Raw genomic sequence first — 22290 nt, forward strand, 5'->3', positions numbered from 1 at the left:
ACAAAAAAAGAAGCCTCCCACCGGAAAGGCTTCTTGTCAGGATACGGCTTTACGTTCTTTTTTGCAGGACTTGTTCGCGCATTTTTTATAAATCCCGGTAAATTCCAGGCGGTGATCGGAAACCGTGAAGCCAAATTCCTTCTCCAGCCGCTCTTCCAGCTCCTGCAGCCAGTCGTCCTTTATCTCTTTCACTCCGCCGCATTCGCTGCACAGCAGATGATGATGCATATGCTCGTGATCCTTGCTGCGCAAATCAAAACGCGCCACACCGTCGCCAAAATTTATTTTCTCGACAATATCCAGTTCATTCAGCAGCTCCAGCGTCCGGTAAACCGTAGCGAGGCCGATATCCGGATTGCTTTTCTTGACCAGCATAAAAACTTCCTCGGCACTGAGATGATCGGTCTCATTCTCAAACAATACTCTCAAGGTAGCTTCGCGCTGACGCGTTACTTTATATCCCATGGCGATTAACTGTCGATTGGCCGCACCAACTTCATCCAGTATGCTCAACATAACCACCAGCTTTCTGTAATTTTCAGTAATAATTACTATTTACTATTCATTATAACAAATAAGCCTTCCCCCTTCAACTATGCCTCGCAAGCATGCTCCTGAAGGACCCTGAATCCGGGAGAAGCCAGGGTCCATTGGAGCATCGGTGTAAAGAAGCGGCCCTGTCCTCCTGCCGATACGGAATCAAGAGCCGCCGCCAGTTCAGATTTCCTCCTGCGCCACAGCTTCCACAGCAGCCAGCAGCAGCGGCCGGAGTTCATCGTACAGATCCGGAAAGGAGTCGATCGGCAGCGGATTGCTGCCCAGGCCAACCTCAACCGTAAAGCCGGGCTTGCGGAAATCATGTATGAACCAATCCTTGAAGCCGGCATCGCTCCCGCCAAGCTTGACCGGCTTATAGCCTGCAGCCTTTGCCAACCTGCGGGCAATCCGTTCCGATTGCGCCGGCTCATAACCGCGATAATTCCAATAAATTTCCTGTCCCTGCGTATGAAGGGCCACTACCATGTCAAATTCCCGTTCCTGCGTGAAGCTGTACAAGGCCTGCGCTTCCGGCTCAGACAGCGGGGCCGGACCGGGATAGTCGCGGGGACCTGGTCCTGACGCTTCCCGCCGCCTCACCTCTTCTTCCCAGAAGGCCGGAAATTGGTCATTCAGATCCACTCCGCGTATATTGGCCTTCCACTTGGCGAAGCGCTGCGACTGCCGGTTCCACTGCAGAAGCTCAGAGAAAAAGGGGTGATCCTGACGCATCCCTTCCTGCACCAGTTCAACGCCATCCGGATTCACGAGCGGGACAAACCAGACCTCAGCTCCCTGAATCAATTTGCGTATATCCACCCCGCCAACATTCCTGCCATGAGCGCATGCATCGGCCGCGTCCTCCACAAAGCTCATCAGCAGCGGAGCCGTAATCCATTCGTTGGCATGCATGGCCGCATTGATTTGAATTTTACGGGGGCCTTCTCCAAGACGAACAGCATGAATAGGCTTATGGAGCACACTGTATCCGATAACAGTCCTCTCCAGAAAAGGATACTCGCTCTCCAGCGCATCCAGATCCCTTTGCAGCTCGGCATGGCCATATTCGGCTCTGGCATCGATAATCCGGCCATAAGACCCGGCCGGAACGGTTATCAGCTGACCTGGGATCAGCTTCTTCAGATCCAGATGAGGATTAGCGGCGGCGAGTCCGGGGACAGCAGCGGAGAAAAGCCCGGCAATTCCCAGCAGCGAATCGCCGGGCTGAACACAATAAACGGTCTCATGCTGGGCAGGCACAGACAGCAGCAAGCCCGGAATCAGCTGCTGGGCAGCGGCTATCCGGGGATTTGCGGCGAGCAGCGACTCCTTGTTTACCCCGAACCTGCGTGCAATTCGAAGCAGTGTATCCCCTTGCTGGACGATGTAAGGGAGCATATTTTAAACCTCCTCGCGAGTATATGGACGGCATAAGCTGACATGGCTCCTTTAGACCCATGCTATGCACACCCCACTTCCCGCATGACTATGAGAATATCAACCCAAAAAAAAGAAGACCCGCACCAGATCAATTCTTCTGGCAGGGATCTTCCTGGAATTTTCAACCTACAGTCCGGTTCGCAATCTGGGGGACCTGCCATACAATGGGAGTGAGCTCGATTTGCTCGCCCAGCCACTGCTGTGCAATCTTCTTGAACATTACCGGATCGCCGCTGCAGAAAAATTGATGCACCGGCATATCCTCGCTGCGCTCCAGCCGGTTGCGGTCATGGAGGATGGTGCTGATCTCCCGGGCCGTCTCGCCGTCGGAGCTGATCAGCCTCACATCCTTGCCCATTACCTCGCCTATCGTTTCAGCCAGAAACGGATAATGGGTGCAGCCCAGGATGAGCGTATCCAAATTCCCTGCTTGCAACGACCCCAGGGAAGTTTTTACCGTGTTGAACGTCTCTTCGGAGCGAAAATTCCCCTGCTCAACCAACGTTACAAAACGGGGACATGCCAGACTGACGACCTCAATGGTTGGCGAAAGCTGCTTAAGGGCGTTCTCGTATGCTCCGCTGCTTATCGTGCCTTCCGTACCAATTACGCCGACAACCCCCGTTTGCGTGGAGCTGTTGGCTGCCCGCGCTCCGGGATGGATAACCCCCACGACTGGAACGGCTACCCGCGAGCGGATATCCTCAAGGGCCACCGCTGTTGCCGTATTGCAGGCGATAACAATCATTTTAGGCCGATATTGAATCAAATAATCCACAATTTCTCTCGTAAAACGCGTTATTTCGTCGGCTGGCCGGGGACCATAAGGCGTACGGGCCGTATCTCCGAAATATATGATTTTCTCACGTGGAAGCTGACGCATGACTTCCTTGGCTACAGTAAGGCCGCCTACGCCGGAATCCAGTATTGCTATCGGTTGCTGCACAGACACACCGCTTTCTTGTTCGTTTTAAGAGACATCAATAGAATATGTACGCGGGTTTGAAAAGGTACCTTCATCTTAGCCTAAAATAGGACAAGGTTCAAGAACGGGCAGGTCCCTATTCGACTGTTCCGATGTGCAGCAGACAGACGCAATGGATAGTTGAAATAATGGAGTACCCGGAGCCGTTGACCGGCGGCTGCATGCAAAAAAAGAACCGCCAATCCCCTGACAGGATGGCGGTTCTTGTGCATGGATTCGGATTAATTATATTTCGGCAGCCAGTCGCCATGCGCTTCAATCAGATCGTCGCACATCGAGCGGATATCGTCCATCGACAGCTCGGCCCCGGTATGCGGATCCAGCATCGCGGCATGATAGATATGCTCGCGCTTGCCCGTGATCGCCGCTTCGATGGTCAGCAGCTGGGTATTGATATTCGTACGGTTGAGTGCGGCCAGCTGTGGCGGCAAATTGCCGACATAGGTAGGAGTCACACCGCTGCGGTCAACCAGACACGGTACCTCGACGCAGGCTTCGCGCGGCAGATTGGAGATCAGACCGCCCGTATTCATTACATTGCCGCCAATTTTGAAGGGAACATTCGTCTCGATCGCTTCAAAGATATAGGAAGCGTATTCATGCGTGCGCTCATGATGCAGCTCCGGATTATGAACCAGCTCATCCTTGAGCTTCTGCCATTTGCTGATTTGGCCAACACAGCGGCGCGGGTACTCATCAAGCGGGATATTGAAGCGGTCAATCAGCTCCGGATAGTTTTTCTTGATGAAATATGGATGGTATTCCGCGTTATGCTCAGAGGATTCGGTAATATAATAGCCGAAATTCAGCATCATTTCGTAACGGACCATGTCCCAATGCTTCTCGTTCTGCTTCTCGCGCGCACGGCGTTTGATTTCCGGATACAGGTCGACTCCATCCTTGGATACCTCAAGCAGCCATGCCATATGATTAATGCCGGCGATTTTCGATTTTACGCCCGTCTTGTCAAGGCCCAGGCTGTCGAACAAGCCGCTGACGCAAGCCTGCACGCTATGGCAGAGGCCAACCGTTTCCACCCCTCCGTAGGTGTTCATGACATTGGTCAGAACGGCCATCGGATTGGTATAGTTGAGAAACAGCGCGTCAGGACAGACTTCCTGGATATCGCGTGCAAAGTCAAGCATAACCGGAATGGTGCGCAGATTGCGGAAGATCCCGCCGATGCCCACGGTGTCGGCAATCGTTTGGCGCAGACCGTATTTTTTGGGAATTTCAAAATCGGTAATCGTACAAGGATCATAGCCGCCTACCTGAATGGCATTGACCACATATTTGGCTCCGCGCAGCGCCTCCTTGCGATCCGTATAGGCTTTGATGATGCTTGTGCTGCCGCTCGTGTTTTTAATATGGTTCAGCATGGTTTCGGAATCGGACAGCCGCTCCGGATTAATGTCAAACAGCGCGATTTCGAATCCTTGCAGCGCCGGCGTCTTCAAGCAATCGCCGAGCACATTTTTGGCAAAAACGGTACTGCCTGCTCCAAGAAACGTAATTTTAGACATGAGTATCCTCCCTTGAATAGGTGACTGAAGCTAGAACCTTAGAAAGCGGTTTAATGTATTGCCTTATCCCTACTATAAATGAAAAAACATAGGGTTGAGTAGGAATTATTGCGTGATCAATATGGACATATGTAGTTTTATATTATACGCTTAGGGAAGATGTTTCTGATTGAAATGAAACTGTTCCCTGAAAGGAAATGAGCTGCAATGGCGGATCATTACAAAATATCGACAAAGTCCAATTCCCTTCCCGCGCATGGAGAATTATCCGTCCTGTTCGCAGGCGAGGGAAAGCCTTTTCCCAATCATCAGATCGGTCCTTCGGTTCATAATTATTATCTTGTTCATACCGTTCTTTCCGGACGGGGCGTGTTTGAAATCGACGGCCTACGGTATGAATGCTCAAGAGGCGATACCTTCTTCATCTTCCCGGACGTACTCTTCTCCTACACCGCCGATGCCCAGGAACCATGGTCGTACCGCTGGGTGGCCTTCAAAGGCCATATGGCGGAATCGCTTCTGCTGACGATGGGCATAACGCCGCTGAATCCTGTTATTCACAGCGATAACCTGCGGCCTCTCCGGGAGCTCTACCGCCGGATGAAGGATACGCTGGAGACGGCGCCGTATCCGGAGCTGGCCGATCTGGAAGCAAGCGGCCTGCTGCGTATCCTGCTTAAGGAATATGGGGTCTGCAATGCAGGCAAGCTGGCCTTTAATTCCTTGACCATTGTTCCCGATATAGAGCGGCAGATCAAGCAGGCCGTCCGCTGGCTTTCGTTTCAATACGCGCAGCAGATTTCCATTGAGGATTTGTCGCGGAAACTCGGCTACCACCGTACCCATCTGTCCAAGATGTTCAAACAGGTAACCGGCGTTTCGCCTATGCAATTTTTGCTGAAGGTCCGCATGGAGCGGGCGCGCGAGCTGCTGCTTGGGCAGCATCACTTGTCCATTGATCAGATCGCTTCTTCCGTGGGCTATCTGGATGCCCTCTACTTCTCCAAACAGTTTCGCAAAACCTATGGCCTGGCACCCTCGGAATACCGCTTGCGCCACCGCCAGTCACTGCTGGCCCAACAACAGGAAAAAGGACAGAGCCATCTTTGACGGCCCTGCCCTCCTAACTGTGCCGCTTTATGCGGCATCTGCTATATGGAAACACTTTAGCGGATCGTTTGTATTTCCTCTTTGGCTTCCTCCAACGTATCCTTCAACGCTTCCTTGGTATTATCGAACTCCGGAAGATCAATACCCTCCAGCAGTTCATCCTTCCGGGATCCGCGCCAGCTGCTGATGCTGCCGATGACACTGCCGGCTGTATCCTTGGCCTTGTCACTCAGAATCGCGGCTTTGCTGCCCACCTGTTTGACAATGCGTGCTGTGGAATCTCCGGCATGCGTGACTACTCTTACAGTCCGGTCCGTTACCTGCCGTGTGCCGTCAGAAATATCCCGGCGCAGCTCCTTTCCGGCCTTTGGCGCAAGTAGAAGCGCTGTAACCGATCCGAGGATGCTTCCGGCAACCGCGCCAAACATAAAACTGCTTCTCCGATTCAATTTACCCATTTCAATCGCTCCTTTTAGGATTGTTTTTAGTAGCGTGCCCTTCTCCATACTCCGTGCATGCAGAGGAATCTTTGTTATCTTTGCGCTTTGTCTGCCAGAACTGCCAGGCACTATAACCGACTTCAGCCAAATCCAGCGCGCCGGCAATATGCCGCTGGTATTTGCCGCCAGCATTTTCCACATACCGCTCTGTCGTTTGCGACAAAGCGCCGGACAAGCTGCTGATTGCTTTTGTCGTCTGGTCCGCCGTTTCACCGATCCGCCGTACGGATTCGAACAGTTTGGATGCTCCATCAAGCTGGTGCTGCAGCGTCCTGACTGTGTCCGAGGCTGCTCCCATGAGCTGACAGGTCTGTGCGGCAGCTTCTTGAGCATGGCGTTCCATAGCCTTCGCCGCATAGACCAGCTGATCCAGCTTGCGGTCCACAGACCTCAGCCATAGGAGCACGCCCAGCACCAGCATCACAAACGCGGCAACAAAGGCCGCAGTCAGCCAAAGGTTCAACATCCTGATTCGTCCTCCTTTGCTGCGCAATAGACTAATGCCCATTTCTAATCACAGTATAAGCAGCATGGGCTTGACTTGACACAAAGAAAGATGAGAATTCAAAAATCATAAAAAACCCATTGACCTAGAGTTCACTCTAGACGATATGATGTGTTTGCAGTCAAAATAATCAACATGCCAAGGAGGCACACATCATTGAAAACCATATTGATAACAGGAACATCGTCGTGAATCGGAAAAGCCGCGGCCCTGCATTTTGCTGATAAAGGCTGGAATGTTATCGCAACCATGCGTTCACCCGAGCTTGAAACCGAATTGACTTCTTTAGAGAATGTTCTGGTGACGAGGCTTGACGTGATGCAGAAAGAGACGATTCACGAGGCGGTAGCAAAAGGCATACAACGTTTTGGCTCGATCGATGTTCTTCTTAACAATGCCGGTTACGGAACGATGGGCATCTTCGAAGCCGCTGCCAATGAACAAATCCAAAGACAATTTGACATCAATGTATTTGGTCTAATGAGCATGACAAAAGCGCTATTGCCGCATTTCAGAGCAAAGCAGGATGGAGTCATTATCAATATTTCGTCCATGGGCGGAAAAGTGGCCTTCCCTGCAATGACGCTTTATCACGCAGCCAAATTTGCAGTTGAAGGTTTTACCGAATCGCTGTCTTATGAGCTGGCTCCGCAAAACATCCGGGTCAAATTGATCGAGCCTGGTATGGTAAAAACCGACTTTGGCGGAAGATCCATGGATTTCTTTAACGATGAGTCGCTGACGGAATATCAGGAATTTCTGAATAAGGCGGGGGCCGGTTTCGGAAAAATGGGCAATGGTATCCAATCTCCTCCGGAGTCCGCTGCCCAAATCATCTATGAGGCGGCAACCGACGGTACAAATCAATTGAGATACATTGTTGGCGAGGATGCAAAAGAGGTTTTAAAGCTAAGAAAAGAATTGGACGATACGGCATTCAACGGGCACATCACCGGAATCTTTTCCTAAAAGCCCGATTAGCGCTATAATAGGCGTAAAATACAAGGTGGATTTATAAATGAGTTATACAATTGGGCAAGTTGCCGAGGAGACCGGATTATCGATCCATACCCTGCGGTATTATGAAAAGGAAGGCATTCTTCCTGCTGTCAAGCGCAGTGAGAACGGGATACAGCTCATGTCCTTCATGTCGATGATTGATCATAAACTGGATTTCTATTCCAACGAACATGAAGCCTCTGATCATTAAACAAACACGGCAGTCGCTGCCGTGTTTGTTTGTTTTGAACCGCAGTTTTTCTTGGTTCACCTGATCAAGGCAGGCTTGTCGTGTCAGCCTCCGGAAATCCGGTAGCTGCATTTGCTCCCGCCTTTGGCCAGGCATTCCGTTCTTTCCACATCCGTGTCCAGCAGCTGCCTGAACAGTGCCAGCTCGCATTGGCAGGCCTGCTGGTAACGGCTTGCCACCTGGGCAATCGGACAATTATATTCATGCAGCACGAAACCTTCCTGATCCTGCTCCAGCTGTACCATATAACCGCCGTCATTCTGAATCGCCGCAAGCTCCGTCACCTTCTCAGGCAGGCTCTTGCCTTCCATCCGCAGCGCATAACGCTCGATCAGCTTGCGCTTGCGTCCTTCGAACAAACGGTCTACCAAAGCGGCAGTATCCGGATCGTCCTCCAGCTCCTGAAGCAGATCCATCGCCAGCACATGATAATTCTTGGGAAACAGATGCTCCGCTTGCTCGGTCAATCGATAAATATGGGAAGGTCTTCCCATTGCCTGTCTTACAATAGAAAGCTTAATAAGTCCGTCCCGTTCCAGTGTGCTCAAGTGGCGCCTGACGGCCATCTCTGTAATTTGAAGGTGCTTCGCCAGATCACCGGCCTTCATCTGCCCCTTCGTCTTCAGCAGCAGGAGGACGGTTTGGCGCGTCGATCCCTCATGCCGGGCAGGCAGCTCCTGCTGTGCAAAATATTCGCCATCCTGTTCCACCTTAACCACCACCTTGCGCGCCGCACGGTTCTTGCTGCAATTTCCGTACGTTAGATAGCGTCATTGTATCGTACTTTTAACCTTTCGTAAATCGCGGGACCTATATCGGTCAATTAAAAAAAGCACCGGCAGGGTCCATTCTCCCTGCCAATGCCTTGGATTCCTGTATTTATGCGCCCAATTCCTTCGCCAGATAGGTTTGTACAGCGGATTGAAATTGCTGCAGGATACCCGGAAGGATAACCGACAGCGGATGCAGCTGAGCTCTGTCCCACTCGTAATAATCCTGCACCAGCGGTTTCCGCAGCCGAACCAGCTCCAGCAGAGTCCCATGGATATCCTCTGGAAATACGCCCTCGCCCGCAATAATATCGATGATATCCTCATAGCTGCTGGCATCGCGCATAATGAATCCATCAATCAGACAGCTCCCAATATCGGTAACTGTCTCAATGGCCAAATGCAGCGCCCGCTCCTGCGCAAGCCCGCCGAGCAGTCCGCCATCCCAGCCCTCGGCGATCATGTCGAGCGCATCCACAAGCTGCGGAATGACGTCCAGCCTGGCCGATATCTGTTCCTGATTCACATAGTACATGCTATCTGCCCCTGCCCTGTTTTGCATTTGTTGTTGCCGAATAGTTATTTCCATCCCGGGCTGCAAGCTCCATACGGATGACTTAGCTCTCGTAGTCGACGCTCACCGATGATTCCCTGACTTCGCTTATATGCTCGATGACCTTTTTATGTACAGGATGCACCTGATACGCCGCGAGCGCTTCCATGGAATCCACTTTTGTAACCAGGGCAATGTCATAGGAGCGCTCGGAATGCAGCACATCGGTGCCGACTTCAATGGACCGGAGCTCATCGATTTTGCCCTCCATATCTTTGAGCACCTGTACCGTGCGGGCAATGCTTTCCGGCGAACGGTCCTTCAATTTGAAAAATACAATATGCGTAATCATGACAAAATCTCTCCTTTTTTATTATGAGTTATGTACCGCATGATGAAACCCCTTTTGTCACATAATAACCTAAGCTGCCGTCCATCGGCAATTCTTTTGCAAAAAGGGGCTGATTATCTGTGCGTTATCCGGTTACGACCGTAGCAACCTTGATTGGCATTGCTTTATGCCTTTATAACTATACGGGATATGATCCCCATAACATGGTGTTCTTCATGTTCAGCGTCCCGGGCTGGTTCGCCGACATGTTCATGGATATCCATCAGCTGAATGTGATTTTCATGTATCTCCTGACCATTATCAGCTGGGCCTTGATCGGTCTGTTCTGCGATTGGATGATCGCACGGGACAGACGCCGGAGCCAAACCTGAACAAACGTGAATTCAAGAAGGCTGGCATTATTGTCGGCGGCAAGGCAAGTTATTCCCCTCGAAAGATAAGCAAGGTATGGGAATCACAATTGCTTATCTTTTCAAAAAAAAGGAGCCCTGGAGGCTCCTTTTTTCCGTTTATCCCACGATAATAACGGATTTCATATCTGCATGTCCTACGCCGCACATGACGGAGCAGTGCAATTCATAAGTGCCGGGTTTGTCAAACGTAACCTCTTGCTCCAATTTATCACCCTGCAGGTCAATATTCAGCTCGGGAATCGCCAATCCGTGCACCCCGCTTTTGTTGACAAGCTTCAGGATCACTTTATCGCCTGTTTTCACATGGTATTCTTTCTGGTCATAAACGAAATCACTGGATGCTTCCACCTTCAAGAGCGATGTGCCAGGCGGCAGAGAAGCCGCTTCATCTACAGGTTTGTCCGGAAGCTGAGTTGTCAGCAAAAAAACGCCTAAAAGTGAGGCTGCTGCGAAAATGATAAACATAATCCACTTCATTGCTCCTTGCTCCCCTTCGTCATCAGAATGTCTACTCCCTATATTACCTAAGATCGTCCGTTATTCTCAACCTTAAACTGCATAAAGGGATAAAATTTTTTTGTTTTTTGACAAAACGATGAACGTTATTTGACCATGTACGTCTTTAAAAGCCGCTCCGTCTCGGCACGGATAAAAGTCCAGCGGAGTGAAAATTCATGATGATAACCCTGGCAGATATATTTGGTCGTAATTCCGCCGTCTCCACGCTTCTCCTCATAAATGTGAATCCCGCTTTCGCGAAATTGCCGGCGCAGAGCCGCCAGCTCCAGCATGACACGATCCTGCAGCCCGCGCAGCATCGACTCGTACACTCTGGGCAGCTTCGTCGCCGCGGAGCCGACGACGCGAATATCATGATCGAGAATAAGCATCAGAATGCCAAGCAGAATATAACGTTTGACTAATTCAAGCTCTTTGCCGATTTGAACGGGCGGCTGCGAGCTCATATCGATGGCCATCATGGACCCCTCCATATCTCAATCCCACTAAACAAGAACATTTGTTCCCATTATAGCTCAGGAGCCCCGCTTATGCAAGGAGGAGATAACACGTAAGAAGAACGGGCTATCACCTTCCTCTTGCAGCGACATATAGAGGCGTGAAACTTATCCATTCTATAAGGTCAAAAAAAGCCAGCCCTATAAGGCTGGCCATGAGAAGGATTAGTTATACGGTTTTAATCTTTTTTGTTCTTCAGCACCTGGATGAGATCGCGCAAACGCTCCGGCATCGGCACACCGATTCTGCCCAGGTTCTCGGTGATGGAAATCAGCTCATTAGCCAGGTAGAAGTAAATGGCGCCGCCCATTGCGATATTATCAAGCTCAAGCAAAATATCAATGCGGTGAGCAAGCAGAATGACCAGCAGCATGATGCCTTTCCTGGCGAGACCCCAGGACCCCACCAGACTGCTCAGTCCCTTCTTCTCCATCAACGCCGCGGTAACACCGGTCAAATAATCAACACCCATGGCTACGAGCAGCAAGGAAAGCGACTCCGGCCATATGCCATAAGCAAACATCAGGGTAGAACCCATTACCGCACACGCTGAACATATAACAAGCTGCTGCAAGATTACCACTCCCCCACAATGATGTCATGTCACTAACACCATATGCAGGAGTGGTTAAGGTTGTCCGTTGCAATGACCCGGGACAAACACATATTTACTAGAATCCTAAAACGTATGACCGACTTTGCCGCGTTAAACCGCTCTGAAGCGGTAGATGACGCTGGCATAATCATGCTTTGCCTGCGGTTTGACTATACCGGCATGCATCAGCTCATCGCCGCCGATAAACTCACCCTTCCCGATCCATTCATAAGTGCGGTCCGGATCAAGCCCCTTCAGCCGCAGCCGGTCCAGGCGGGCATTGGGTTCATTAAGCTCTGTGACATGGACAGCCAGTGCTTCGGATTGATCTTCGGACACAAACATCCATGCCGTCTCATTGCCCTCGAAAGGACTGAGCAGCCTGTAAAACAAACCGAATTGAGTCAGCTCGCGGATCTCCTTGACCAGGGCAATCTGCCCTTTCACTTCGGTCTTCTCGGCATCGTCAAACAGCGTAAGATCAAGCTCGTAGCCGAAATTCCCGGACATCGCCACATCTCCCCGGGTTTTCAGCGGCGTATTGCGTCCCACCTGATGGTTGGGCACATCCGACACATGGGCCCCCATCGAGCTGACAGGATAGACGATGCTTGTGCCGTACTGAATCTTCAAACGGCTGATGGCATCCGAATTATCGCTTGTCCATGTTTGCGGCATGTAATAAAGCATTCCCGGATCGAAGCGTCCTCCCCCGCCGGAGCAGCTCTCAAACAGAATATCGGGGAAAGCCGTAGTGATTCTTTCGAGAACGCTGTAGAGACCCAGCATATATCGGTGCGCGGTCTCGCGCTGGCGGTCCGCCGGAAGCAGTGCCGATCCGATTTCTGTCATATTGCGGTTCATGTCCCATTTTACATAGGTGATCGGAGCGCTTTGCAGAATATCGCTCACGGACTGAACGATGTAATCCTGCACATCCTGTCTGGAGAGATCCAGAATAAGCTGGCTTCTTGCTTCCGAACGGCGTCTGCCCGCGACATGAAGACACCAGTCCGGATGGGCGCGGTACAGATCGGAATCCGGCGAGACCATCTCCGGCTCGAACCAGAGGCCGAACTGCAGGCCCTGGCTGCGCACCCGCTCTGCCAGATCGGCAAGTCCGGCAGGCAGCTTCTTCTTATCGACCACCCAGTCGCCGAGCGAGCTATTGTCGCTGTCGCGGCGTCCGAACCAGCCATCGTCCAGAACCAGAAGCTCGATGCCAAGCTCGCTACCCGCTTTGGCGATGGCTTCAATCTTATCGGCATTGAAGTTAAAGTAAGTGGCTTCCCAGTTGTTGACCAGAATCGGCCGGGCCGCGTCGCGGTATGCCCCGCGGCACAGCTTCGTGCGGTAGAGCTCATGATAGGTGCGGGACATGGCTCCCAGACCTTCCGCAGAGAAGACCATAACCGCTTCCGGCGTCTGAAACGACTCTCCAGGCTCAAGCAGCCAGGAGAAATCGAAAGGATTAATTCCCAAATAGGCACGGGCGGTGTGAAATTGGTCCACCTCCACCCCGCCGACAAAGCTTCCGCTGTAGACCAGACTGAAGCCGTACACCTCGCCCTGATCCTCGGCGGCATCTTTGGAGAGGAGCGCAAAGAACGGATTGTGCATATGGCTGCTGGAGCCACGGCGGCTCTCGACTGATTGCGTGCCCGGCACTAAAGCGCGGCGGTGAATGTAGCGCTCACGCGTCCAGGCGCCTGACAGCTGCAGCATATCATAGCGGTCATGCGGCAGGTCGACGCTGGCACTGAGCGCACGCTTCAGGCTGATCGCTTCAGAGCTGATATTCATAATCCTTGAAGAACGGATGATGGCGTCGAATTTCTCAAATACCGTATAGGACAGCTCCACCTTCAAGCCCGCCAGCTCATCGGCCAGCTCGACAATCAAGGTTTGCGCTTCCTGATCGTTCTCCGCATACACGGCAGGCAGATTCTCAAGCATCGGTTTGCCCGCTTCTATCCGGTGGGTCACATAATGAAGCTCCGTCGCGCTTGCACCGCTGGACAGCAGCACCTCATAGGCCGGCGTACGCGTATCACTCGTGCCGTAGCCCGGATATTCATGGGGAAGCGTGTCCAGTGAAATCGTACGGTCTTCCCGGATCGGGTTGGAGCTGAAGGATGCCCGCTCAACGCGCTCCAGCAGCCGCCCGGGATGGGCTTGTTTTATTTTGCGTCCCCAGTAAAGCTGGGTCGGATAACCTTTCAATGCTTGAAAAATATAACTCATTGATGGAGTCTGCAAATGGAAAAGCTGGTGTTCTTCATCGAAACGAATCGTCATGGTTGCCCGTCCTCCTATTTTTAACACCTGTAGCCTGGCCGCACGATATAAGTATAGGCGCGCGCTTTATGGCTGAGTATGGACGCATTTAGCCGCGATATGGATGAATGTAGGTTAATAGCATATCCACCTTGGGCGATTATCCTTACCGCGGCTGCAGGTTTGCCCCGGGAATGAATAAGGAATGGTCTTCCATGGGAATCGTAAGGAAAAGAGAATGCAGGGGAGGGTCTATTGTAATGCCGGTTTCCATTTCTGCCCGAATTGAAAATAACCTGGCTTATATACAAAATGTATTCAAGGATTGCAATGACTTGATGATAGCCCCCTGGAAGTATGGCCCTCACATGGAGTATCGTGCTGTATCCATTTATTTCAACACACTGACTTCCGAGAAAGTCATGAATTATTTCAAGCAGACGCTGCAGGATCTCGTCCCTCATACGGTAGGTCCCGGCACGGAAGTTACGCTGGAAATGATTGAACAATATTTCAGCGAGCATGTCGCTTCTTCAGAATCTGCGCTCATTATCAAGGACTTCGCGCAAGTGGAATCACTGCTGCTCAGCGGCTGTGCGATGGTGTTCATCGACGGCTGGAACAAGGTGATCAGCTACCGCACCCCCGATTTGGACAGACGGCAGGTGACAGAACCGGTTACGGAACCGGTGGTGCAGGGTCCAAGGGAGTCAACCGTTGAGAATCTCAGGAAAAACATCGGGATGATCCGCTTGCGCATCCGGAATCCCAAAGTTAAATTCAACTATCTTCCCACCGGAGGCCAGGCGCACACCATCATTGCTTACGGTTATATGGAAGACGCCGTTGACCCGAATGTGCTCAAGGAATTCAAAAAAAGGCTTGCCCAGCTCCCGAATGGCGACGTATTGGAAACCTCATACGTTGAAGAGCTTCTGGAGGATCACACATGGACGCCCTTCCCTCAATTCCGTTATACAGAACGGACGGATGTAGCGGCAGCGGCGCTTTTGAGCGGGAAAATCATTGTCCTTACGGAAGGCACGGGCAGCATTCTGGTCTGTCCCGGATTGTTTTTTGAGCTGTTTCAATCCAGCGAGGACTATTACCAGCGGACGGCCATCGCGAATTCCATCAGGCTGCTGCGTCTGTTTTCCTTTCTCATTGCCTTGGGACTTCCGAGCGTATACATCGCAATTTCGACGTTTCACACAGAGCTCATCCCTACCGTACTGCTGCTGGCTATTATCGATTCACGCGAAGGAATCCCGTTCCCGGCTTTTGCCGAAGCGATTATTATGATGTTTATATTCGAGCTGCTGCGCGAGGCGGGCATCCGTCTGCCAAGGCCGGTCGGCTCTGCTGTCAGTATTGTCGGAGCGCTCGTCGTCGGCGAAGCGGCTATCAACGCAGGTATCGCCTCCCCGATTATGGTCGTGGTTACGGCGCTTACCGGGATCGCTTCGTTCTCGCTGCCGCAGTACAATTTCGCCATTTCACTCCGCCTGCTGCAGCTCCCGCTGATGCTGCTTGCCGCCATACTCGGAGGGTTCGGACTTATGATTGGCTTCCTGCTGGTATGGAACCATCTGATCCGGTTGAAATCGCTTGGCATCCCGTATATGACTCCGCTGGCGCCATGGATACCGGGACAGATGCGCGATGTTATTTACCGACAACCGCTAAAAACCTTGATGAAGCATACGAAGCCGCCAACGTAAGGAAAGCTCTCCTTTCCTGCAATAACGGGCCGCCCTCCTGCGGCTTCACGGACAAGAAAGGGGTGAGTGCGCTGCTGCCGCAAAAAACGGTCTCTTATACGCTGAAGCTGATTGGAATGATGGCAGCGGCCATCCTGTTCGTCACAGCCCTGTCCGGCTGCGGAGACCGCTCGGAGCTTCCCGAACGGGCATTCGTGATGGGAGTCGGCATTGACGAATCTGAAGCGGGGAAGCTGCTGCTGACTTTTCAAATTTATAAGCCCTCGCAAAGCATCGCGACCAAAGGCAGCGTCGGGCAGCCGTATATTAATGTGAGAACGACCGATGACTCCGTTATGGAAGCCATCCGGGATGTAACCAATCACCTGGGGAGAAAAGCGCAGTTCAGCCATATGCGGGTCATTCTGATCAGCGATACGCTGGTCCGCAAAATCCCCGTAGCCAAGCTGCTGGAAATGTTCTACAGGGATCATGAATCCCGTCTGACATGCTCCGTCATCGTCACCCGCGGACCGACCTTTAATTATTTCTCCCAGCGTCCCCTGATCGAGAATACGGTCAGCCAGCAGTATTACTTGAGCGAAGAGCAGGCCAGTCAAAACAGCGGCAAATCCGTGGAATCCAATCTGCTTAAATTAGCTCTCCAGGTCAGAAGCGCAACGGGCAATGCCACACTTCCCTTTCTGGAGACAAGTACGGATGAAACCGGCAAGGACCCCCGCATTACGGGCATTGCTGTTCTCAGAAAAGGACTGATGGTCGGCCAGTTGAAGGGCTACTATAGCGAAGGGCTTCTCATGCTTACCAATAAATACAAAAGCGGCAGTATCGAGCTGCCTTGTCCGGACAAGTCCGCCGGTAAATCTTCAGGGATTGACGAATCGGTGGAGGTAGTCAGCTATAAAGTACAGAAGACCGTCAAGCTCAAAGGCGATCAGATCCATGTAAACCTTCATGCGGATGCGAAAGTAGCGGCGATCGAGCTCTCATGCTCCACCATATCCAATGATGCTGAAGAAACCGCCTTCGAGAAGCGGATTGCGGATCAGATCAAACAGCAGATGGAGAACACTTTGAATCATATCGTAGCGATGAAGGTGGATTTGCTTGGAATCGGCAATCAAATCAACCGGCATCATCCGGCTTTATGGAAGAAGTGGAAGCCTGATTGGCCAAACAGATTTGCCGGTGTAACGTTCACAATTGATACGCATACCCTCATGGTTACACATGGAACAACAACAGGCAAACCGCTGCTCGAAGACGAGCCGCAGCAAGAATAACAGGCAGGTGAGCCATTATGGTAACGGTTATTGTAGTGATTTGGATCGCCATCATGGCAGGGTGCGACTTGCGTGCAGGACGGCGGGAGGGCCCGAGGCCAGCCCGGATAAAGTTCATTTACGGCCTGCTCCTGCTGGTTATTGCTTACCACACGATTGTCATTCAAGGAAATCTCCACTGGCTCACCTATTATGATTCGGCGAATGCGCTTTTCGGCGGGGCAGGCAATACGATAATGAAGTGGGTTAAAACGAAAGGATGAGCAGCATGCAGGTGAAAATAACGCCGTTCCAGGCGGTGATCTTTCTATTTATCTATCTCACCAGTTCAGCGATCATCAATATTCCCGCGCCGCTCATAAGCTTTGCCGGCAATTCGTCATGGATTAGCCTCTGTATCTCGGCAGTCATGGGCATGATCCTGATACTGCCTGTCTTGTGGCTGGCCCGGACGTTTCCGGAGAAAAATTTCATCGAATACAGCAAAGAGACCGTTGGAGCGCCTGTCGCCTTCCTGCTTGGCCTCGCATTTCTTTATTATCAAATTCATATGGGAGCCGCCATCGTTCTGGATATTGCGATGTTTCTAAAAAGCTCGATGATGCGGTCGACACCGTCCTACTGGTTCATATTTCTCATTTTCCTGGTTGTTGCCGTGACGGTTGACGCCGGAATCGATAAAATAACCGGGTTGTTCCCGATCCTCATCGTCAACGTCATGTTCTTCGTTTCCCTCATTGTACTGATGTCGATTACAAATTTCGACTTTAACCACCTGCTGCCGATTTTACCTGACGGCGTCAAGCCGCTGCTGCACGGGATCTACTATTCCTTCGGTTTTCCTTTTGTCGAGGTTGTAGTCTTCTCCATGATCCTCCCTTTCGTCGCTGGCCCCAGACCGGGGCATGTACTCAAAATGCTTGCCGCTATAGGGCTTACTGCGCTGTCGCTCATCGTAACAACACTTACCACGATCCTCGTGTTCGGCCCCATTGCAGGAGAACGCAAATATTCGCTGTTCGAGGTCGCGCGCTCGGTGAGTATTCTGGATGTTTTTCAGCGGATTGAAGCCCTGATCGGTTATTCGCTCATTGTCGCTTCCTTTATGAAAACAACGATCCTGCTCTTCACCGCACATCAGACCTGCATCCATCTGCTGGGACTCAAAAAGGACAAGATGCTTGTGTTTCCCCTGGCGCTGCTGATGGCTCTCATTTCCATGACAGCCATTGAGGGCGGAGAGGCCAAATGGAATTACGAGGTGACCGTTATTCATCCGATGTGGGGCATGTTGTGCGGAGCTGTGCCGCTCCTGCTCGTATTCTTCATTGCACTGATCCGCCGCAAGAAAAAACCGGCCTCCACACTCCCGTAAGGGGGCGGTGACCGGTTATCAATTGGATGCCTATATAAAGCTCCAACCCCATTCGAAGAGGCTGGTGCTGCCACGATTAAGCTTACTGGCAGAGTCCCTGGATAAGAGCTAGGAAGCGAACACCGGCTTATCCACGCCGATGTCGTCCAGCATGATTTTACCTTGACTGCCCGACAGAAAGAATGTGATCTCCGACAAGCTCCCAGGATCGAACTGCGGATTCTCCGCCTGAAATTGACTGAGCTGCAATCTGTAGGTCTGGAAGACAGGCTGCATGGCATCCTTGTATTTGCCATCCTTGGCCCCATCCTCCAGCCACGAGGCGATCGTGAATATCGTCTTCGGCTGCCAGGTTACCGGAAGGAAGCGGTCAAGCGGCAAGCGGACCTGTACGCCGTTCCGGCTTGTGAGCCGGATATCGATGGAAGGTAAAGAATCGCCCGCCGACTCCTCATCAGAGAGCAGGTCCTGCTCCAGATTGGACATGGAGAATACAAGTCTCGCCTCCCCATCAGCTGCAAGCTTCTTGCCGATTGACGGGTCCAGCTTCAGCGTATAAGAGCCTCCCTGCTGCTTCTTCCATTCCAGCACCGATCCTTTGGTGCCCTTGTTGTAGCCGTCGCGGTCCTTCGCCGCCGCCTCCGACCATTGCAGACCATCCACCTGAACGGTTACCCCGTTCTTATAGGTCGATTTGTCGGCATCGTCGTCGAAACGGGCCAGCTCCTTGAAGCTTCCGTCTTCGAAACGGCTCGTATATCGGCCCTCAGGCAGCCAGCTGCTGCCTGTGCGATAATCGGCAAACAGCTCCTTGTAATGCGTATTGCCGTGGAGGGCAACCTCCAGCAAAGCAGACACATACACCTTGGCGATCTGCTGCTGGTCGGCGGCCGCCATCATGCCGTCCTGAGTTAACAATAAGCCGCCAGGCAGACTGTCGTCCATCGTGCCCCACTCCGTGTTAAAGCGGCTGTGGTTGGCCTGGGCAATGTAAAGAGCTGCCTTGAAGCGATCCGATCCCGGGGAGAAGGTGGAGCGGATATACTGCCGTTCCCCGGTATACGTATCAACATCGCCGTCATTGGCTCCCTGAAGCGTCAAATAATAGGTATCCTTAAGTGCAGCAAGCTGCTTGTCGACGGCTTTGTCCGTTGGCGCAATGCCGATAACCGCTTGAATCCTGATGTCACCCAGCTGTTTCAGGCTTGCATCGGAAGCAAACCACCTGGAGCGGTCCGCTGCCATCGCTACGGCCTGCCCTCCCCTGGAGTGGCCGATCAGCGCAACATTCTGCAGATCAACCTTATTGTAAAAAGGGCTGCCTGCCTGATCGTTGAAAGCGGAGATCTGCTGCAGATGCTGAAGCAGAACCCAGGCCCTTACCTTCATATCCTGATTCGGGATATTGGCCCACACGGAGTAATTAAGGAAGTTCTCATCCACAGAGACGGCAATAAATCCCCGGCTGGCCAGCAATTCGCCCAAATAGGCATAACCTTCGTCGGAAAACTGCTCCATCAGATGATTGCCGTGAACTATAAGCACCAGTGGAAAAGGCCCGCTGCCCTCCGGCATCCAGACTCTTCCATTAAGAGGCAGCGCATGCTCGTCAAAGCCCCAGAAGAAGGAACGCAGCCAAGGCCAGTATTTAATATAAGACGAGGCATCGACGGATTGCGAAGTCAGGTCCACCGCCCCGCCAAATTCATCGCGGTGACGATCCTCGCCGCTGCCGTACGTAAAGCTGGTGAAGCTGAAGGGCCCGGGACTGGCGGGGTCATCCGCCTGCAGAACATCCACGGGATAAGCGTCAACAGGGACATCCTGGGCAAAAGCCGGCACGGCCGCCTGTTCCTGCCACGGCCAATAAGCGACAGCCACGCAGAGAATCCCTGCCGCCAAGAGGGATGCCAGCTTCGGCAGCGGCCTGATCCGGTAGCTGGCAAGCAGCCCGACCAGAATTCCCGCTATCAGCCCGCCCGCTGTCAAGATTGCGGAGAGGATAACCGATAACAGAATGCCTTCGTCGGCAAAATACCAGATCAGATAAATCGCAATTCCTGTGACCAGCAGCGCTCCCGTATAAAAACGCGGCACAGGCAAATAACATAGCGCAAGCACAAATGCGATCAAAACCGCGCCAAGCGCCATTCCGATCGTACCAAGCAGGAAAATTGCCGATGTATCAAAAGCGGCTCCCAGCCCTGTCGGCATTCCCAGCGCCGCGATAATCAGCATGACGGAGCAGGCGATCCACGGGCCGATCAGTGAATACCGCCAAAAGTGCGTATCATAGTCAAACATGCTGTATATGCGATTAAGCAGCCATTCGATAAACATAGAGCTTCGGCGAACGGGCCGTAATTCCATCTCCATTTTTGAAATGCACTCCCTGAAAGCTTGCGCGTTATGGTGGAGCTGTCGGTTCTCTTATTCATTATAAAAGGCATCCATCCATGCAGCCAACACAATGTTGCTGCATAAGCAGAGAACTCTTGACAATTCCGGTTATTAACTAGCGGTGCAGGGTCAACAGCTCCCCGGCAAGTGACAAGCTGCCAGCTCGCTTGTAACACTTGCGAGTACCGGAAGATGTTTGACGCAAGCGCAGCTGGATTATTCACCGGACCTTTAGGCAAGCGGCTCGAAGGAAATGGTGATGTCCAATATTTCCGAACGGCTTCCGATCCGGATGGGAGGCCCCCAGGTTCCATAACCGGAGCTTACAATGGCATGGAGCCTGCCTTTGTGCAGATAACCCCAGTCCAGCTCAAATATCCTCCGGGTAAGCAAATGATTCGGAGCCATTTGTCCCCGATGCGTATGGCCGTGCAGCGACACGTCAATACCGCTATCCGCGGCCTCGCCTATTGAGGAGGGCTGATGATCCAGCAGGATCAAGGGAAGAGAGTGATCCAGCTCCGCAATCAGCTCCTTGATGGGAAGGCGTCCGCTCCGGCCGGTTCTGACGCTTTGCGCCGCTTTATCCTTGCGCCCGACCAGATAGAAGCTGTCGGCGATTTTGAGTGTTTGATCGGTCAGTACGGGAATGCCCGCTTTATCCATAAGGGCAATAAATTCTTCTTTTTTGCCCCCGATATATTCATGATTACCCAGCACGGCGTAGGTGCCATAGCGGGATTTGAAACCCTTCATGACACTTCCCAGATCAAGCCGCCGGAAGGGCTCAACGTCATCGTCAATGACATCGCCCGGAAGCAGCACAATATCCGGATTCAGCTGATTGATGCGCTCCACCAGCACCTTCAGGTAACGTGTTCCCACAATCGTTCCGAGGTGCAGGTCGGAAGCGGCGGCAATGCGAAGCTGTTTGAGGTCGCCAGCCTGTTTGTTCACGACGACTGAATATTGGCGGACAACAGGATTCCAAGCGTTCCAGGAGCCTCGCGCAAGAATAGCAATCAGAATCACAAAATAGACCGCGCCCGCAGACAGTACCGCCGTATCCCGGGAAACGGAAGCGCTGCGCAGCACCCAGACAGCCAGATCAGCCAGCGGCAGCAATATGACGCTATATTCGAACACCGCAAACCAATAGGAGCCGATCCATTTCAAGCCCCTCGGGAGGGGACCGGGAATGACTCTCTCCAGCATTCTGGAAATAATATAGGATAACGCGATAATCCAAAAGCATGTCCAATAGAGAGCGCCCGAATAGCTATCCGTCAGGGCAGACAGAAATACCGATCCATTCCAGCCAATATACCATTGCAATCCTACAAAAATACCAAGCACCGCAGCTATTGTGCCTATCATCCGAAAAACTCTCATACCTTCACTCCGCTTCTGCTTATCTGCGATTCAACCACATCTCTCTATTATAACCGGATTAAGAGGAAACAGCTAACTCCCCGCACGAAGCGATGCGCGATATTTTACGTGCTGGGTTCTGTGCACCACGAACCGTTAGCGCGGTATTTTACGTGCTCGGTTCTGTGCACCACGAACCGTTAGCGCGATATTTTTCGCGCTCGGTTCTGTGCGAGCGAACCGGTGGCGCGAGTTAATCTGCGCCCGGTTCTGTACACCACGAAGCGATACGCGATATTTTACACGCTCGGTTC

General features: G+C 52.2%; 22 protein-coding genes and 1 pseudogene. 8 read left to right on the forward strand and 15 right to left on the reverse strand.

Going from position 1 to position 22290, the window contains the following annotated elements:
- Window positions 1-36: 36 nt before the first annotated feature.
- From fur to melA, 4 genes are all read right to left on the reverse strand, one after another.
- Window positions 37-516, reverse strand: a complete 480-nt coding sequence (gene fur / locus AC0YOA_RS31290) for a ferric iron uptake transcriptional regulator (protein WP_475765136.1) — start codon at window positions 514-516, stop codon at window positions 37-39.
- A 201-nt stretch (window positions 517-717) separates the two neighbouring features.
- Complete coding sequence (locus AC0YOA_RS31295) at window positions 718-1935, reverse strand: M14 family zinc carboxypeptidase (protein ID WP_475789941.1); 1218 nt, start codon at window positions 1933-1935, stop codon at window positions 718-720.
- A 163-nt stretch (window positions 1936-2098) separates the two neighbouring features.
- Complete coding sequence (racE, locus tag AC0YOA_RS31300; RefSeq protein WP_475789942.1) at window positions 2099-2923, reverse strand: glutamate racemase; 825 nt, start codon at window positions 2921-2923, stop codon at window positions 2099-2101.
- Between the two features lie 260 nt (window positions 2924-3183).
- On the reverse strand, window positions 3184-4485 hold the full coding sequence (gene melA, locus AC0YOA_RS31305; RefSeq protein ID WP_475789943.1) for an alpha-galactosidase: 1302 nt from the start codon (window positions 4483-4485) through the stop codon (window positions 3184-3186).
- Window positions 4486-4692: 207 nt separating this feature from the next.
- On the opposite strand from melA, the gene AC0YOA_RS31310 reads away from it, so the two are divergent.
- Window positions 4693-5595 carry an AraC family transcriptional regulator gene (locus tag AC0YOA_RS31310; protein ID WP_475789944.1) on the forward strand — a complete coding sequence of 301 codons (903 nt, stop codon included), beginning with the start codon at window positions 4693-4695 and terminating at the stop codon, window positions 5593-5595.
- A 56-nt stretch (window positions 5596-5651) separates the two neighbouring features.
- Here the strand turns inward: AC0YOA_RS31310 and AC0YOA_RS31315 are convergent, their stop codons facing one another.
- On the reverse strand, window positions 5652-6053 hold the full coding sequence (locus AC0YOA_RS31315; RefSeq protein WP_475789945.1) for a YtxH domain-containing protein: 402 nt from the start codon (window positions 6051-6053) through the stop codon (window positions 5652-5654).
- A 1-nt stretch (window position 6054) separates the two neighbouring features.
- Window positions 6055-6561, reverse strand: coding sequence for a DUF948 domain-containing protein (locus tag AC0YOA_RS31320; protein WP_475765124.1), 507 nt, complete (start codon window positions 6559-6561; stop codon window positions 6055-6057).
- Between the two features lie 231 nt (window positions 6562-6792).
- On the opposite strand from AC0YOA_RS31320, the gene AC0YOA_RS31325 reads away from it, so the two are divergent.
- On the forward strand, window positions 6793-7569 hold the full coding sequence (locus AC0YOA_RS31325; RefSeq protein ID WP_475789991.1) for an SDR family oxidoreductase: 777 nt from the start codon (window positions 6793-6795) through the stop codon (window positions 7567-7569).
- Between the two features lie 49 nt (window positions 7570-7618).
- A pseudogene (locus AC0YOA_RS31330) lies at window positions 7619-7738 on the forward strand (MerR family DNA-binding transcriptional regulator); the annotation flags it as partial.
- Window positions 7739-7893: 155 nt separating this feature from the next.
- Here the strand turns inward: AC0YOA_RS31330 and AC0YOA_RS31335 are convergent.
- The 3 genes from AC0YOA_RS31335 to AC0YOA_RS31345 all read right to left on the reverse strand — a co-directional run bounded on the left by AC0YOA_RS31335 (window position 7894) and on the right by AC0YOA_RS31345 (window position 9524).
- The gene (locus tag AC0YOA_RS31335; protein WP_379112744.1) at window positions 7894-8559 is read right to left on the reverse strand and encodes a helix-turn-helix transcriptional regulator; all 666 of its coding nucleotides are present in this window, start codon (window positions 8557-8559) and stop codon (window positions 7894-7896) included.
- A 169-nt stretch (window positions 8560-8728) separates the two neighbouring features.
- Window positions 8729-9154, reverse strand: coding sequence for a DUF86 domain-containing protein (locus AC0YOA_RS31340; protein WP_475789946.1), 426 nt, complete (start codon window positions 9152-9154; stop codon window positions 8729-8731).
- An 82-nt stretch (window positions 9155-9236) separates the two neighbouring features.
- Complete coding sequence (locus tag AC0YOA_RS31345; RefSeq protein ID WP_475789947.1) at window positions 9237-9524, reverse strand: Dabb family protein; 288 nt, start codon at window positions 9522-9524, stop codon at window positions 9237-9239.
- Window positions 9525-9643: 119 nt separating this feature from the next.
- Between AC0YOA_RS31345 and AC0YOA_RS31350 the strand changes: the two genes are divergently transcribed.
- Window positions 9644-9895, forward strand: a complete 252-nt coding sequence (locus AC0YOA_RS31350; RefSeq protein ID WP_475789948.1) for a hypothetical protein — start codon at window positions 9644-9646, stop codon at window positions 9893-9895.
- Window positions 9896-10033: 138 nt separating this feature from the next.
- Here AC0YOA_RS31350 and AC0YOA_RS31355 read toward each other — a convergent pair whose 3' ends face one another.
- The 4 genes from AC0YOA_RS31355 to AC0YOA_RS31370 form a co-directional block, all read right to left on the reverse strand.
- Window positions 10034-10414 (reverse strand): cupredoxin domain-containing protein, encoded by a 381-nt coding sequence (locus AC0YOA_RS31355; RefSeq protein WP_210037597.1) that lies wholly within the window; start codon window positions 10412-10414, stop codon window positions 10034-10036.
- A 125-nt stretch (window positions 10415-10539) separates the two neighbouring features.
- Complete coding sequence (locus tag AC0YOA_RS31360; protein WP_379112747.1) at window positions 10540-10917, reverse strand: YhjD family protein; 378 nt, start codon at window positions 10915-10917, stop codon at window positions 10540-10542.
- A 215-nt stretch (window positions 10918-11132) separates the two neighbouring features.
- Window positions 11133-11492 carry a phage holin family protein gene (locus AC0YOA_RS31365; protein WP_210037595.1) on the reverse strand — a complete coding sequence of 120 codons (360 nt, stop codon included), beginning with the start codon at window positions 11490-11492 and terminating at the stop codon, window positions 11133-11135.
- Between the two features lie 168 nt (window positions 11493-11660).
- Window positions 11661-13847, reverse strand: coding sequence for an alpha-galactosidase (locus AC0YOA_RS31370; RefSeq protein ID WP_475789949.1), 2187 nt, complete (start codon window positions 13845-13847; stop codon window positions 11661-11663).
- A gap of 239 nt (window positions 13848-14086) precedes the next feature.
- On the opposite strand from AC0YOA_RS31370, the gene AC0YOA_RS31375 reads away from it, so the two are divergent.
- The 4 genes from AC0YOA_RS31375 (at window position 14087) to AC0YOA_RS31390 (ending at window position 18205) form a co-directional block, all read left to right on the forward strand.
- The gene (locus AC0YOA_RS31375) at window positions 14087-15547 is read left to right on the forward strand and encodes a spore germination protein (RefSeq protein WP_475789950.1); all 1461 of its coding nucleotides are present in this window, start codon (window positions 14087-14089) and stop codon (window positions 15545-15547) included.
- A 62-nt stretch (window positions 15548-15609) separates the two neighbouring features.
- Window positions 15610-16830: a Ger(x)C family spore germination protein gene (locus tag AC0YOA_RS31380; RefSeq protein ID WP_475789951.1), complete on the forward strand. Its 1221-nt coding sequence runs from the start codon at window positions 15610-15612 to the stop codon at window positions 16828-16830.
- 17 nt (window positions 16831-16847) lie between these two features.
- Window positions 16848-17093 (forward strand): hypothetical protein, encoded by a 246-nt coding sequence (locus tag AC0YOA_RS31385; RefSeq protein ID WP_475765106.1) that lies wholly within the window; start codon window positions 16848-16850, stop codon window positions 17091-17093.
- Window positions 17094-17098: 5 nt separating this feature from the next.
- Entirely contained in the window at window positions 17099-18205 is a 1107-nt protein-coding gene (locus AC0YOA_RS31390; protein ID WP_475789952.1) for a GerAB/ArcD/ProY family transporter, read from the forward strand.
- A 108-nt stretch (window positions 18206-18313) separates the two neighbouring features.
- Here AC0YOA_RS31390 and AC0YOA_RS31395 read toward each other — a convergent pair whose 3' ends face one another.
- Window positions 18314-20581 (reverse strand): poly(ethylene terephthalate) hydrolase family protein, encoded by a 2268-nt coding sequence (locus AC0YOA_RS31395; RefSeq protein ID WP_475789953.1) that lies wholly within the window; start codon window positions 20579-20581, stop codon window positions 18314-18316.
- Window positions 20582-20836: 255 nt separating this feature from the next.
- Entirely contained in the window at window positions 20837-21982 is a 1146-nt protein-coding gene (locus AC0YOA_RS31400; RefSeq protein WP_475789954.1) for a metallophosphoesterase, read from the reverse strand.
- Between the last annotated feature and the right edge of the window lie 308 nt (window positions 21983-22290).

This window comes from Paenibacillus sp. JT22N12, from assembly GCF_056269365.1.

What these genes read in the sequence shown, in the direction of transcription:
- fur (WP_475765136.1), bottom strand. Translation starts at nt 516, where the DNA reads ATGTTGAGCATACTGGATGAAGTTGGTGCGGCCAATCGACAGTTAATC.
- AC0YOA_RS31295 (WP_475789941.1), bottom strand. Translation starts at nt 1,935, where the DNA reads ATGCTCCCTTACATCGTCCAGCAAGGGGATACACTGCTTCGAATTGCA.
- melA (WP_475789943.1), bottom strand. Translation starts at nt 4,485, where the DNA reads ATGTCTAAAATTACGTTTCTTGGAGCAGGCAGTACCGTTTTTGCCAAA.
- AC0YOA_RS31310 (WP_475789944.1), top strand. Translation starts at nt 4,693, where the DNA reads ATGGCGGATCATTACAAAATATCGACAAAGTCCAATTCCCTTCCCGCG.
- AC0YOA_RS31315 (WP_475789945.1), bottom strand. Translation starts at nt 6,053, where the DNA reads ATGGGTAAATTGAATCGGAGAAGCAGTTTTATGTTTGGCGCGGTTGCC.
- AC0YOA_RS31320 (WP_475765124.1), bottom strand. Translation starts at nt 6,561, where the DNA reads ATGTTGAACCTTTGGCTGACTGCGGCCTTTGTTGCCGCGTTTGTGATG.
- AC0YOA_RS31340 (WP_475789946.1), bottom strand. Translation starts at nt 9,154, where the DNA reads ATGTACTATGTGAATCAGGAACAGATATCGGCCAGGCTGGACGTCATT.
- AC0YOA_RS31345 (WP_475789947.1), bottom strand. Translation starts at nt 9,524, where the DNA reads ATGATTACGCATATTGTATTTTTCAAATTGAAGGACCGTTCGCCGGAA.
- AC0YOA_RS31355 (WP_210037597.1), bottom strand. Translation starts at nt 10,414, where the DNA reads ATGAAGTGGATTATGTTTATCATTTTCGCAGCAGCCTCACTTTTAGGC.
- AC0YOA_RS31360 (WP_379112747.1), bottom strand. Translation starts at nt 10,917, where the DNA reads ATGATGGCCATCGATATGAGCTCGCAGCCGCCCGTTCAAATCGGCAAA.
- AC0YOA_RS31365 (WP_210037595.1), bottom strand. Translation starts at nt 11,492, where the DNA reads ATGGGTTCTACCCTGATGTTTGCTTATGGCATATGGCCGGAGTCGCTT.
- AC0YOA_RS31370 (WP_475789949.1), bottom strand. Translation starts at nt 13,847, where the DNA reads ATGACGATTCGTTTCGATGAAGAACACCAGCTTTTCCATTTGCAGACT.
- AC0YOA_RS31375 (WP_475789950.1), top strand. Translation starts at nt 14,087, where the DNA reads ATGCCGGTTTCCATTTCTGCCCGAATTGAAAATAACCTGGCTTATATA.
- AC0YOA_RS31385 (WP_475765106.1), top strand. Translation starts at nt 16,848, where the DNA reads ATGGTAACGGTTATTGTAGTGATTTGGATCGCCATCATGGCAGGGTGC.
- AC0YOA_RS31390 (WP_475789952.1), top strand. Translation starts at nt 17,099, where the DNA reads ATGCAGGTGAAAATAACGCCGTTCCAGGCGGTGATCTTTCTATTTATC.
- AC0YOA_RS31395 (WP_475789953.1), bottom strand. Translation starts at nt 20,581, where the DNA reads ATGGAGATGGAATTACGGCCCGTTCGCCGAAGCTCTATGTTTATCGAA.
- AC0YOA_RS31400 (WP_475789954.1), bottom strand. Translation starts at nt 21,982, where the DNA reads ATGATAGGCACAATAGCTGCGGTGCTTGGTATTTTTGTAGGATTGCAA.